General features: G+C 61.2%; 12 protein-coding genes. 7 read left to right on the forward strand and 5 right to left on the reverse strand.

What is annotated here, in order from left to right:
- Window positions 1-118 precede the first annotated feature (118 nt).
- Window positions 119-685, forward strand: a complete 567-nt coding sequence (locus tag QP968_RS05575) for a DUF4245 domain-containing protein (protein ID WP_284855416.1) — start codon at window positions 119-121, stop codon at window positions 683-685.
- Window positions 686-699: 14 nt separating this feature from the next.
- Here QP968_RS05575 and QP968_RS05580 read toward each other — a convergent pair whose 3' ends face one another.
- Together QP968_RS05580 and xseA are read right to left on the reverse strand one after the other, a co-directional pair.
- Window positions 700-1,023 carry an exodeoxyribonuclease VII small subunit gene (locus QP968_RS05580; RefSeq protein WP_284855417.1) on the reverse strand — a complete coding sequence of 108 codons (324 nt, stop codon included), beginning with the start codon at window positions 1,021-1,023 and terminating at the stop codon, window positions 700-702.
- A gap of 20 nt (window positions 1,024-1,043) precedes the next feature.
- A complete protein-coding gene (gene xseA / locus QP968_RS05585) occupies window positions 1,044-2,291 on the reverse strand; it encodes an exodeoxyribonuclease VII large subunit (RefSeq protein ID WP_284855418.1) in 1,248 nt (415 codons plus the stop codon).
- 87 nt (window positions 2,292-2,378) lie between these two features.
- Between xseA and QP968_RS05590 the strand changes: the two genes are divergently transcribed.
- Window positions 2,379-3,341: a 4-hydroxy-3-methylbut-2-enyl diphosphate reductase gene (locus QP968_RS05590; protein ID WP_284855419.1), complete on the forward strand. Its 963-nt coding sequence runs from the start codon at window positions 2,379-2,381 to the stop codon at window positions 3,339-3,341.
- Between the two features lie 8 nt (window positions 3,342-3,349).
- Here QP968_RS05590 and QP968_RS05595 read toward each other — a convergent pair whose 3' ends face one another.
- The 3 genes from QP968_RS05595 to QP968_RS05605 all read right to left on the reverse strand — a co-directional run bounded on the left by QP968_RS05595 (window position 3,350) and on the right by QP968_RS05605 (window position 6,878).
- A complete protein-coding gene (locus tag QP968_RS05595; RefSeq protein ID WP_284855420.1) occupies window positions 3,350-4,144 on the reverse strand; it encodes a DUF6542 domain-containing protein in 795 nt (264 codons plus the stop codon).
- A 56-nt stretch (window positions 4,145-4,200) separates the two neighbouring features.
- Entirely contained in the window at window positions 4,201-5,331 is a 1,131-nt protein-coding gene (gene rmuC, locus QP968_RS05600; protein ID WP_284855421.1) for a DNA recombination protein RmuC, read from the reverse strand.
- A 62-nt stretch (window positions 5,332-5,393) separates the two neighbouring features.
- The gene (locus QP968_RS05605; protein ID WP_502870915.1) at window positions 5,394-6,878 is read right to left on the reverse strand and encodes an AI-2E family transporter; all 1,485 of its coding nucleotides are present in this window, start codon (window positions 6,876-6,878) and stop codon (window positions 5,394-5,396) included.
- A 126-nt stretch (window positions 6,879-7,004) separates the two neighbouring features.
- Between QP968_RS05605 and QP968_RS05610 the strand changes: the two genes are divergently transcribed.
- From QP968_RS05610 to QP968_RS05630, 5 genes are all read left to right on the forward strand, one after another.
- Window positions 7,005-8,537 carry a purple acid phosphatase family protein gene (locus tag QP968_RS05610; RefSeq protein WP_284855422.1) on the forward strand — a complete coding sequence of 511 codons (1,533 nt, stop codon included), beginning with the start codon at window positions 7,005-7,007 and terminating at the stop codon, window positions 8,535-8,537.
- Window positions 8,538-8,570: 33 nt separating this feature from the next.
- Entirely contained in the window at window positions 8,571-9,674 is a 1,104-nt protein-coding gene (gene ychF, locus QP968_RS05615) for a redox-regulated ATPase YchF (RefSeq protein WP_284855423.1), read from the forward strand.
- Entirely contained in the window at window positions 9,671-10,435 is a 765-nt protein-coding gene (locus QP968_RS05620; protein ID WP_284855424.1) for a hypothetical protein, read from the forward strand. Before ychF ends, QP968_RS05620 begins: the two co-directional genes overlap by 4 nt.
- Window positions 10,432-12,522 (forward strand): DNA methyltransferase, encoded by a 2,091-nt coding sequence (locus QP968_RS05625; protein WP_284855425.1) that lies wholly within the window; start codon window positions 10,432-10,434, stop codon window positions 12,520-12,522. Before QP968_RS05620 ends, QP968_RS05625 begins: the two co-directional genes overlap by 4 nt.
- 513 nt (window positions 12,523-13,035) lie before the next feature.
- A complete protein-coding gene (locus tag QP968_RS05630; protein ID WP_284855426.1) occupies window positions 13,036-13,311 on the forward strand; it encodes a hypothetical protein in 276 nt (91 codons plus the stop codon).
- Window positions 13,312-13,365: the final 54 nt, after the last annotated feature.

Here is a 13,365-nt window from a genome sequence, read left to right on the forward strand (position 1 = left end):
CGCGGACGCAGCTATTCTCCTCCCCATTGTGGCACTTTTAAGGGTCCGATATGTCCGGTTGCCCACCTAATCGGGGGAGTCCGTGGCCTATTGGGTGGTCCGTGACATACTGAAGCGCGTGGCTAAAGAGAAACCGCGCATTTTCCAAGACAGCCGTGACATCTCGATCAATGTCGTGGTCATTGTCGTCCTCATGCTGCTCGCTGTCGGCTTTACGGGGATGTGTTCTTTCAACCCCGGCCGCCCGGAGAACGGGCCGGTGCAGGAGGTGGATGGGCAAACCTTCCTGGGCATGGAGTCGCGCGCTGTCGATTTCGCTGTGCGGTACCCGGATTTGCCGGAGGGCTGGGTGAATAACTCTGCGCGCCGTACCACGCTGAACGGCACCCCCGCGCCCGTCATGGGGTGGGTCACCCCGCAGGAGGGCTTCCTCCAGGTCACGCAGACAGGGGTCGATGAAGACACTGCGATCAAGAAGATCGACGCGTCACCGCGCACCCTCACCAGCACTGAGGACGTCGCTGGGCACGAGGCGAAGATCTACACCTCCGACTACAGCGATGTGCGCGATGTGTGGTTCGTGGATCTAGGCGACGCTCGCCTCCTAGTCACCGGCGCCGCGGAAGCTCCCGAGTTCCGCGAGCTTATCGAAAGGTTCGCTGCTGCGGAGCCGCTAGCTAAGTAGCTTATCGACGCCGCCTACTCCCCAGCATCTTCTTCCTGGACGGCTGCCTCCTGCGCTTCCTCGGTAGCTCCTCCTTGCTCTTCCTTGGTAGCTCCTGTGGGACTGCCAAGTGCAGCTTCGACACGCTCCTGGGCGCCGTTGAGCAGGACTTCGCAGCGTTTGGCGAGGGCTTCGCCGCGTTCCCAGTACTTGAGGGATTCGTCGAGGCTCATTTGGCCGAGTTCGAGGATCTTCACGGTTTCGATGAGCTGGTCCCGCGCCTGCTCATAGCTGAGGGTTTCTGGGGCGGGAAAAGCGTTGTCGTTGGGGGTGCCTTGACCGAAGGTGTTCTCTGTCATGGTGTGTTCCTTCTCTATGTCTATTTTGCTGGCGTGGTGGACATACCGGCGGCGGTGATGGAGCCATCGCCGACACGGATGCGCAGGGGTGAACCCGGTGGAGCTTGACTGATGCTGGTGACCACTTCCGGTTCAGACCCATCGCGAGGTTGGACCTGCACCACGGCATAGCCACGCGCCAGCGTCGCTGCCGGGCCGAGAGCGGAGACCTGGGAGCGCAAGGAGCGCACCTCGGCAGATTCTTGGGCAAGCAGTCGTGCAATATCACGCCGGATAGCGCCCACGGCGCGCTCCAACTCTTCCCGGCGCATGAGAATCGGTGTCAACGGATTCGCCATGACTGGCCGCGAACGCATTTGCTTAAGTCCCTGGCGTTCCCGGTGGACCCAGGCGCGGAGGGCGGAGGCGGTGCGGGAACGGGCTTCGTCGATAAGCGAAAATTCTGCGGCGACATCAGGTACAACGCGCTTGGCTGCATCGGTGGGGGTGGCAGCGCGCAGATCCGCGACGTTGTCCAGCACGGGGTTATCCGGCTCGTGCCCGATCGCGGACACGACCGGGGTGCGGGCGGCAGCGACGGCGCGCTGGAGAGCTTCCTCGGAGAACGGCAGCAGGTCCTCCACCGAACCGCCGCCGCGGGCAATGATGATCACGTCCACGGTGGGATCCGCATCCAACTCCTGCAGCGCAGCAATGACCTCCGGCACCGTGCCTGGGCCCTGCACCGCGGTATTGATCACGCGGAAATCTACCGCCGACCAGCGATCCTGCGCCACAGACAGCACATCGCGCTCCGCTGCCGAACCGCGTCCGGTGATGAGCCCCACCCGACGCGGCAGATAGGGAAGTGGCAGCTTGCGCGCCGGGTCAAACAAGCCCTCGCTGTTGAGTAGCGCGCGCAGGCGCTCAATTTTGGCCAGCAGCTCGCCCTCGCCGACGTGGCGGATCTCCGTGACCCACATGGAAAACGTGCCCCGCCCGGCGTAGAACGCGGGCTTGCCACACACGACCACCCGGTCGCCGTCCTTGAGTGGCGCCGGCATGGAGCGCAGCAGATCCGTGCGCGCGGTGAGCTGCAGACTCATCTCCTGCTGGGTGTCGCGCAACGTCAGATAGGACAGCTTCCACGTCGGCTTCATATTCACCTGTGTGAGCTGACCCTCGATCCACAACCAGCCAAGGCGTTCAATCCACTTCTTGACACTGTCGTTGACCTGGGCCACAGACCACGGAGTCTCCGGTGAGTTCTTCGGCGGTTGTCCCGTCACTGTGCTTACGCCCCCTTCTATCTGCTGTATCGACGCTCGTGCGGGCCAGCTTACCTTTCCCACGCTGATCCATTACCCTGGGGAACCATGTCAAGCACCGGAAAGAACGTCCTTCTAGCCGCCCCCCGCGGGTACTGCGCGGGTGTGGACCGTGCAGTGGAGACGGTAGAAAAGGCGCTGGAGAAGTACGGCGCACCCATTTATGTCCGCAAGGAAATCGTCCACAACAAGTACGTGGTGGAAACGCTGTCCCAGCGCGGAGTGATCTTCGTGGAGGAAACCGATGAGGTGCCGGAGGGCTCCCACGTGGTCTTCTCCGCCCACGGTGTGTCACCGGCAGTGCGTGAGTCGGCGGTGCGCCGCAACCTGCTGGCACTCGACGCGTCGTGCCCGCTGGTAACCAAGGTCCACAACGAGGTCAAGCGTTTCGCCCGCGATGGTTACCAGATCCTCCTGGTCGGCCACGAAGGCCACGAAGAGGTCGAAGGTACCGCCGGTGAGGCCCCGGATGTCGTGCACCTTGTTGACGGGATTGAGGGCGTGGAAAAGGCGCCCGATTTCCCGGCGGATCAGAAGCTCGTGTGGCTCTCCCAGACCACGCTGTCGGTGGACGAGACGATGGAGATCGTTGAACGCCTGCGCGAGAAGTACCCGAATCTGGAGAACCCACCGAGCGATGACATTTGCTACGCCACCCAGAACCGTCAGGTCGCGGTGAAAGCGATTGCGCAGCGCTGTGACCTCATGATCGTGGTGGGCTCCCAGAATTCGTCGAACTCCAAGCGCCTGGTTGAGGTTGCTCTGCAGAACGGCACCCAGGACGCTCACTTGGTGGATTACGCGCACCAGATTGATGATGCGTGGCTTGACGGCGTCACCACCGTCGGCGTGACCTCAGGCGCGTCTGTACCGGAGATTCTCGTGCGCGAGGTGCTCGATCACCTGGCGGAGCGTGGCTTCGACAACGTTGAGGAAGTCACCACCACGGTGGAAACCATCACGTTCGCGTTGCCGCGTGATCTGCGCGCACCGCGCCGCAAGCAGGCCTAGACCAGGGGCTAGTCGCCGTACAGGTCGTCGCTGAGCCTGCGGCGCACGTTGCTTGTCGACGTACCTTTGGACGCATCCCGTTCCCGCCTCCTCCGAGCCAGCAACTCATCAACGGTGACCTTGTTGCCGTTGCGGTTGCGGTTCCGGCTCCGGCGGCCACGTTCGCGGCGCTGTGAGGCAGGGATGGACGTGCTTTGCGCGAACCTCTGCCGCGGTTTCTGCTTACCAGCGGGCTGAGCAGGGCGTTGTGTAGTGCGCTCGGGTGCTTGAACTCGGGGTTGCTCGGCTGTGCGCTCAATGGTTCGTTCAGCGGTGCGTTCAGGCAGGTGCCGTGAACGGGATGCTTCGCGCACGGAGCGTCGGTTAGCTTCGTTGGTGCGCCGGCGTTGGCGGAGTTCGTGGCGGCGGATGTCGTCGTTAAGCCGTTTGAGCAGTTGGTAGCGCACGACGGTGATGAGCAGCGCCCCCAGCGTCACCATGGCCAGTACCGGGAAGAACTGCACCAGCGGGTAGAGGATCACCAAGACTGATGTGCGACCGAGTGATGTTTGGCCTTCAGGCAGTGAGAAGTATGCGTTCAGTGTGCCGGTGAGTAGCAGGAAAAACGTGAACAGCAGTGGGATGGATACCACGGTGATGAAAAGGCCACGGGGGCTCACAAACGTTGCCACGATCACGGACGCCAGTGCGAAGATAGCTAGGAAAGGCCAGCCGATCATCTGTGTGTACAGCGAGATCAGACCGCCGGTGACCAACGCTGCGATGAGGATGCCCAGTCCCGAGCCCAGGGAGAAACCGGACATCGTGCTGTCCTGGGCGAGCGAAGTTCGTGGAGAGGCATGAGACACGGTGCATCATGTTACCTCGGAGGCTCTTCCGTTTTGTGGATCACGCGCGCCCGGGCGGAGACAGATTGAAGTTTCTGTGGGGGCAGAGAGGATTTGGCGGGCAGATCGAGATCGCGAAGACGGCGGGCGGTGACCATGACGCGGGAATCCATGGAGCCGAGCGTGGCGTTGAAAGCGTCCACCGCTTTGTCGAGGGATGCCCCGACGCGGTTGTAGTGCTCCGCCATTTTGCCCAGTCGCGCGTACAACTCAGCGCCGAGGCGTTGGACTTCGATCGCTTTATCTGACATGTCTTCCTGTTGCCAGCCCAGCGCTACCGTCTTAAGCAGTGCAAAGAGAGTGGCGGGGGTGGCAAGAACGATGTTTTTCGCAAATGCATGATCAAGCAGCTGCGGTTCTTGCTCCAATGCTGCATCGAGGAAGGGATCCGAGGGGATGAACAGCACGATGAATTCCGGCGTGGGCTGGAATGCAGACACATAGCTCTTGCTAGACAGCGTGTCCACGTGCGAACGCAACAGATGACAGTGGCGGCGCAGATAACCGGCTTTTTCTTCCGGGTCGTTCGTAGCAAGTGCATCGAGGTAAGCAGAAAACGGCACCTTTGCATCCACGAGGATGTTGCGGCCCCCACTGAGCCGAATAACCATGTCGGGGCGCAGTGTGTGACCGTCGACGTGTGCGGTTGCCTGCACATCAAAATCGCAATATTTCTTCATGCCGCCAAGCTCCACGACGCGTTCCAGCTGCATCTCACCCCACCTGCCGCGCACGTTGGGGGAGCGCAGTGCCGAAACGAGCTGATCCGTGCGATCACCCAAGCGTGTCGACGCCCTCGTTACCGCCTGCACCTGCGCCACCAACGTTGATTGGGTGACAACGCTCTCTTCATTTAAGTCTCGGACCTGCGAGGAAAGCTTCTCTACCGAAGAGCGCAGGATCTCCAGTTCTTTGCCTTGACGCGCCGCGTATTCCGGGGTGGGGGCGGGCTGAAGCTGTGGCGGATCAGAACGCTGGTTGCGCAGGGCATAGACGGCAGCGCCCACGACCGCGCCGAGGAGAAGTCCCAGAACGAAGGCAAGCATCAACGGTGCCATATTCACCGTCGGGGTGGCAGGGGCAGCTACATACGCGAAAGACATAGCACCCACCGTTCCACACGCGGGGGACACGCCAGGCGTACCACGGCATACTTGTCGAACATTTATTCGTCAATGTTTGGCTGTGGTTCTGTGCGATCCCTGCGTGGCAGGCGTTGCACGAGCCGCTCGATGCGGTTATTCCTCGCGCCGGATACCCCCTGGTCTTTGTTGTCTTTGTTGTCTTTGTTTCGGCGCAATGGCAGTTTGTCGAAGGGGAGGCGGAGGGAGGTGGGGGCAGGGGAGTCGTCGAGAAGCTTCTCGGTGATGTGCGGGGCGGCCCATCCGCTCTGTGTGGACAGATCCTCGCGCGCCTTTGCGCTTTCGAGTTCTTCGGCTTCGGCGAGGGCGCGGCCAACATCCGTGGAGAAGCGGAGGTCGTCCGCGCGAACTTCTCCGGCGTGAATGCGCAGCATGTCTTGGATGTAACGGAAAACTACCGCGACCGTGGCTGCGACGGGCACTGCGAGAAACGCGCCCATGAGTCCGAAGAGGCCACCGCCTACTGTGACGGAGACCAGCACGATGACCGGGTGCAGGTTCATCGCGCGCGACTGTAGGAGCGGGGAGAGCACGTTGCCCTCGAGCTGCTGCACCGCGATGACGATGCCCAGCACGATGAGAGCCTGGGTGAACCCGAGCGAGACCAGTGCGATGAGCACCGCCAACGCCCCAGCCACAATCGCGCCGACGAGCGGGATGAAGCCCGCCATGAACGTGATCACCGCCAGCGTAAACGCGAGTGGAACACCGACGAGGTAGATACCAATACCGATGAACAGCGCATCAATGAAAGACACAACCGCCTGCGCGCGAATGTAGCCGCTGAGCGTGTCCCAGGAGCGGGTGAGCAGCTCCGTTGCGTGCAGGCCCGCGCGACCACCGGTGGCATCCCGCAGCCAGGGGAGGAACTTCGGCCCGTCTTTGAGGAAGAAGAAGGTGAGCACGAGGACGACCACGAACGTGACTGCCATGGACGTGGCCGTGCCAATCCCAGAAAAGATTCCGCCCGCGATCGCGCCAGCACGATCCTGCAGCCACGATGCGGCTTCCTGGAATGCGGCGTCGAGTTTCTCGCCGTCGATGGAAAACGGCAATGTGTCTTGGTTCTGGAGCCACAGCTGTAGGTTTTGAATACCTTGTGCGGCCTGACTGACCAGCACGCGTGAGTTGCGCATGATGTCCGGCAGAATGATGGACACGAAGAACAGCAGCACCGCCACGGCCAGCAACATGGAGACCAGGGCGGATACGCCGGCGGGCAAACCATGCTTGCGCATGAATGTCGTCGGGGGTGCGAGCACCGTGCAGACGATGAGAGCGAGCACGACGGGCAGCACACCGGCCCAGAATTTGCCCAGCAGGTAGGCGAGTGCGCCGAGCAGAACAACGATAGCCAGCATGCGCAGTGAAAACAGCGCGGTCGAGCGCACCCAGGAGTTCAGCACAACGGAACGGTCGACGCGGTTGTCGTATCCGGTCTTTGTAACCTTGTCAGTCGGTGCCTCGGGCGACTCGTGGGTGGTGTCGCTGTTTTTCGTTGAACTCACGCGCCCTATTGTGCCCCAGCATTCGCTTTTCGACGATCTCTTGCCCACACCTACCCACCCCACCCCCCAACACGTGCTACTTTTTCTGGAAACATTTAGCCCCCGCTACGTGAAAGGCCCCTTCCCGTGTCTGCATCCCGTCCTCTTTTTAAATCTGGCGTTGCCGCAGCGGTAGCGCTTGGTATGTCGCTTGCGGCTGTGCCTGCTGCGCCCGCCTTTGCCCAGATTGGCGCGAAGAATCCCATCACCGTGAGCCACATTGGTGTGGGGGCCACGGCGACGGAGATGAGTTTCTCCTGGCGTACCACGTATCGCGGTGAGGAATACGTGAAGTTTCATCCGCGTGGTGGGGTGAAAGAGGAGCGCCGTGAAGCAGCGCAGGAAGCTAACTTCGGCGCTATTGCGTACCGCACTAACCACGCTACGATCACGGGCCTGAAGCCGGACACCGAGTACACCTACCAGATCGGTTCGAATGAGGGTGGCTGGAGCGAGCCGGCGTCCTTCCGCACGCAGGGTGCGGGCAGCTCCTGGAAATTCGTGGCGCTCTCTGATGCGGAGCTTGGTGTGGGTCTGCGCGTTAAAGAGCAGGCAGAAGCGTGGCGCACCGCGGTGAAGCAGGCCACGGCGAAGGCCCCGGATGCGCAGTTCATCCTCCATGCAGGCGATCAGATTGCTGCTGGCGGTGATCCGATCTCCCGCTGGGCGGCATTCTTCTCGCCGGAGCAGCTGCGTTCCTACCCGCTGGCCCTGGCGAAGGGTGAGCAGGAGAGCCGGCTCACGGTGGAGCGCCACTTCAAGGAGCACGTGAACTTCCCCAACCAGGAAGACGGCTCGGCGAACTACTACTTTGAGCGCAACAACGCGCTGTTCATCGTGCTGGACAGCACGCAGAATGACGCGGCGGCGATTGCGCGCCACGCTAGGTTTGTGCGCCAGACCGCGGCGGCACATGGCGCGGGCAAGGATTGGATCATCGCGGTTATGCACCACTCGCCGTACACCCACGGTGAGTTTGGCATCAAGAGCCCTGAGGCGAAGCGCCTGCGCGAGGGCCTTGCCCCCGCATTCAGCGAGGCCGGCGTCAACCTGGTCATGGGCGGCCACGAGCACATGTACAACCGTTCCCGCCTGATGAACGGCACTGAGCCAGTGGGCACGGATACCCCGGCCAAGTCCGGCGACGTACTGCGCCCGAAAGATGGTGAGGTGCTCTACCTGACCACCACCACGGCTGGCGGCGGACGGTACGGCGACGTCTACGAAACCACCGGCGCCAAGCGCACGGACATCACCGACAGCTCCCAGATGGAGGGCTCGCAGTTCGCCAGCCCGGCCATCGGCGTGTGGCAGCAGGACCGCACGCCGGACTACACGGTGGTTGACGTGAAGAAGAACACGCTCACTGTCCGCACGTTCAACGTCGCAGACGATTCGCTTGTCGACGAATTCACCCTCGACCGTTCCACCACCAACCCCAACGTCCCGGACGCGACTCCGGGGGAGGGCTCCTCGGCTGAAGGTTCGTCGGGCGAAGGCTCGTCGGCAGGCAAAATCGTCGGCATTGTGATTGGCGTGCTCGCTGGGCTGCTCGGCATCCTGGCGCTGCTGTCCCCGCTGCTGCGTGATCTGGCAGAGCGCAACGGCATCCGCCTCTAAGCTGCGCGGGCCCGTGGGCTATCATGGGCCCTCGTGAGCCTTACTCTTGGAATTGTCGGTCTGCCCAACGTGGGCAAGTCCACCCTGTTCAACGCCCTGACCCGTAACGATGTTCTGGCGGCGAATTACCCGTTTGCCACCATCGAGCCGAACGTTGGCCTCGTGCCGCTGCCGGATGCGCGTCTGAACCGCCTGGCTGAGATTTTCGGCTCGGCCGAGATCCTGCCGGCAACGGTGTCCTTCGTGGACATCGCCGGCATTGTCAAGGGCGCGTCTGAGGGCGAAGGCATGGGCAACGCGTTTCTGGCCAACATTCGTGAAGCCGACGCGATCTGCCAGGTCGTGCGTGCATTCTCCGATGACAACGTCATCCACGTTGACGGCCGCGTCGATCCTGCCAGCGATATCTCGGTGATCAACACCGAACTCATCCTCGCGGACCTGCAGACCATTGAGAAGGCCCTGCCGCGCCTAGAGAAGGAAGCGCGCAAGGACAAGGACATCGCCGTGCAGGTGGAGGAAGCGAAGAAGGCACAAGCCATCCTCGAGTCCGACCGCACCCTGTTCGCCGCTGCGAAGGCTGGCGAGATCGACCTCTCGCTCGTCCGCGACCTGCACCTCATGACGGCCAAGCCGTTCCTCTACGTCTTCAACTCCGACGAGGGCGTGCTCACCGACGACGCCAAGAAGGCTGAGCTGCGCGAACTCGTTGCGCCTGCCGAAGCCGTCTTCCTCGACGCTCAGACGGAAACCGAGCTGCTCGAGCTTGACGACGAAGACGCTGCCGAACTCCTCGCCTCCGTCGGCCAAGACGAACCCGGCCTGGAAACCCTCGCCCGCGCTGGTTTTGAGACCCTCGGCCTGCAGACTTACCTCACCGCCGGCCCGAAGGAAGCCCGCGCCTGGACCATCCACAAGGGCGACACCGCCCCCAAGGCAGCCGGCGTGATCCACACCGACTTTGAAAAGGGCTTCATCAAGGCCGAAATCGTCGCCTTCGAGGACCTGGACCAGCTTGGCTCCATGGCTGAAGCTCGCGCCGCCGGCAAGGTCCGGCAGGAGGGCAAAGACTACGTCATGGCTGATGGGGACGTCGTCGAGTTCAAGACAGGACTTACGTCAGGAGGTAAGAAATGACGATTGCTGAGAGCACTGCGGCCGAGGCAATCTTCCTCGAGTGCGAACGGGCTCGCGCCGAGGGTGACCTCATCCAACGTGTTTCGGCGAGCGACAAGGAATATCACTTTCAGAACTGGGTTGAGGCGCGAATCCAGGCGTGCACGCTCGACTATGACGAACCGGGCCGCAACACCTACCCAGACTTCCGATTGGTGAACCAGCCCGAGGGGTATGAAGTCAAGGGTCTCGAATTCCCGGGTCGCGAGGCCGACTACGACTCGAACTCCCAGGTGCCCACGGGTAACCACAACGGCCGCGAGGTCTTCTACGTGTTCGGCCGCTACCCGAAGGCCGAGCGCGGCGTCAACGAGTACCCCGTCGTTGATCTAGTGGTCTGCCACGGGAGTTTCCTTAACGCGGACACCGAGTACGTGCACAAGAACAAATCCTTCCGAGGCTTCGGCTCCTATGGCGACATCCTGGTCCGCGACCGTAAGATGTACGTCGTTCCCACCCCATTCGCGCTTGTCGCTGGCACGGCAGGTCTTGCGACTCTGATCCTGCCCGCCGACTACAAGGTCAGGTCCGACCAGCTTGTCGAGGTCGGGCAGCTAGAGCGCGTAGAAGTCGACGACGTCCTCGTGTCCTATGAATTCAACCTCCAGACCAACGAGATGCTCACCCACAAAAAGCCGAACCCTAACGCTGGAATCGTCCACCACTTCCGTGCGTACCGTTCACGGGGCGTGGGCGACAGTAAACTGGTCACTCTGGCATGACTTCGATCGTCCCTGAACGCTCCAGTCTGGAGGGGAACTTCCCGGCCGTGATGCTGAGCGCCGTCGGCACGAAGGAGTCGTGGCGCAAGGAGGTGAACCGCCCGGCGACGAGCACTCACAAGTGGTGGGCTAAGAGGCTCGGCTCTGTCTTTCGCGGCATCATCGCCTCGGCGGTCACCGCGGACGGCGACAGCGCCGAGGCGGCGTACGCCTCGCGGTTGAACCTCCGTGGTGCAACTGTGCTAGATCCGTTCTCGGGCTCGGGCGTCACCGGTGTCGAAGCGCTGAAGCTTGGGGCCAGGGCTGTCTGTTTCGACATCAATCCGGTTGCCACGCTCGTCGAACGCCAGGCAATGCAGTCGTGGGACATGAATGCACTTTGTAGTGCCTACGCGGACGTCGAGGCGGTGTGCCGCGAGTCAATTGACCGTTTGCACCGTACAGAAGATGGTCGTACGGTCCTGTACTACTTTTGGGTTGCGAAAGTCAACTGCCCGGAATGCTCCGTGTCGGTGCGACTATTCGATTCGCCGGTATTCTCGAAAAATGCCTACCCGAAGCGCGTGCCGAAGGCCCAGATTGTCTGCCCCCAGTGTCTGGCAATCAAAGAAAGCCGATATGACTTCTCTCAGGAGATCTGCCCAAATGGGCACGAAATCTTGCCTACCGGGGCGGTGCGCGGTCAAAAAACGACCTGTCCCAACGGCCACAACTTCAAGACTATTGCGGCCCTCGGTGACCGTCGTCCGTTATACGAGATGTACGCCAAGATGGTGCTCAACCCCACGGGAGGGAAGAGCTATGAGCCCATAACCGACTGGGACCAGGCCCTATACAATGAATGCGCCGAAGAACTTGCTGCCCTTCCGGACGACGTTGTACTCCCGGTCGGTGAGCTTGCTCCGGGAAACAACACGAACCAGGCGCTGAGGTGGAATTTTCGTGAGTGGAAGGACTTCTTCAACGCTCGGCAGTTGCTCTCACTGTCGTATCTCGCTACCGCCATTAGAGACCTTCCCATGCCTTCTGCAGAACGGGAAGCGCTGAGTGCATTGTTTTCGGGGACACTCGAGTTCAATAACATGTTCACTTCGTTCAAGGGCGAGGGGACCGGTGCGGTACGGCACATGTTCAGCCACCACATCCTCAAGCCCGAAAGGACGCCCCTCGAGGCCCATCCATGGGGTACGCCGCAGTCCTCGGGATCGTTCTCGACGCTGTTCAAGAGCCGCCTAGTAAAAGCGCACCAATACAAGCTTGACCCTTTCGACTTAGTCGAGGTAGACACTCTTTTCGGTAAAACCGTAGAGCGGGTATCAGGTGTCGCCGTGCCTATCGCCGCGAAGATTGCGGGCTCGTGGGAGGAGTTCCAGGAGACATCCGGACAGGCAGCTTATCTCGCGACTATGAATTCTGCCGACACGGACCTTCCGGAGAGATCCGTCGACCTGGTTGTCACCGACCCGCCGTATATGGACAACGTCCATTACGCGGAACTAGCTGATTTCTTCCATGCATGGCTGCAAGGAGTCCATCCCTTCGAAGGATACTCTCACGCCAACACCACACGCCGGGCCGGCGAAGTTCAGAACGCTGACCCCGCTGAGTTTGGCAAAGCTATCGAGGCCGTCTGGGCAGAGTGTGCCCGTGTGCTGAGGCCCGGCGGGCTGCTGGCTTTTACCTTCCACCAAGCTCGCATCACCGGGTGGGTTCAGGTCATCGAGTCTCTCCACCGCGCTGGGTTCGTGGTGACCGCTGTCCAGCCGGTCAAGGGCGAGATGTCGACAAGCGTCGTCAAAACCAGTGCTCGAGAACCTTCAAATCTGGACAGCGTTGTCGTCTGCCGCCGTCGTGTTGATGGTGCGAGCGCACCGGGTGGGACCCTGGATGAGGCGCTCAACCGTGCGAAAGTAGCACTTGCTGGGCTCATCGAATCAGATATTTCAGTTGGCGCAGGTGACGTGCGATCGGTCGTTAGAGGAACGCTCATCGCGCATCTTGTCGCCGTCGGAACGCCGTGCGACGAGTGCGTACTGTCGCAGGTCGACGAGGCAGCGGACCAAGCGATCAGCTCTTTGCTCGCATAGATTAATGATTATTAACCACTTACATCCCCTATCCTCCTTCCGTCAAATTGGTGTGAGCCCTTGCCCTAAAGAAACGACGTTCGGGTGTATCAGATCGGCGAGTAGCCCATGAGGGGCACCAAGTGAGAAGCATGGAGGAGCACGCCGACGGTGAGAAGTTGAAGTTCGACCACCATGGCTTCGTCGCTAGTACGGAGGAAACTTGGTGGAGTTTCGTTTCGTCTTATAACGTCCGGCGTGTGTGGCAGGTCGCTAACAGACCTGTTACTACACCCCTTTGACATTGCGCAGCGGTTAAGCTGATCGAATCAACGGTTAGAGAGAGCGTGGGGGAGGCCCCGGGCATGAGTTCCGAAAGATGAACCTGATGCGTATGTCCAGAAGACTGTCGACGAGCAAGATGAACGACGCGCAGGCCAGAAAGTGTCCGACGCCGTTGACCTTCCACTGAGGAACCTTGCCGTCGAGATCGACGCAACCGTCTTCTAGGCGGATATAGCGTCATCGACGAGGATGGTCGAGGTGTACAACGACTGGTTCGCTGCGGAGGTCTACAAGAACTATCTCTACTGTGCAGAGAAGATCATTCTAGTGCGGGGCGGTATCTTCACGGCCTGCGACGGGGACCGTGTCATGGGTGTGTTCATCGGGGACTCGAAGAACTCCGCCGCCGCGATGTGCGTGCTCCAGATCAACTGGGCTCCGAAGAAAAATCGTGGCAGCGAAGATCGCCAGGAAATACCAGAAGAGCCCCTTCGGGCTCAAGTGTTTAGAAGACTGAAATGGTAGCGGTGTGGTGAGTATCTGGTAGCGCCTGAGTGAGTATCCGGTAGCGGAGGCTCG

Origin of the sequence: Corynebacterium sp. MSK041 (genome assembly GCF_030232265.1) — a bacterium.
Classification (GTDB): domain Bacteria; phylum Actinomycetota; class Actinomycetes; order Mycobacteriales; family Mycobacteriaceae; genus Corynebacterium.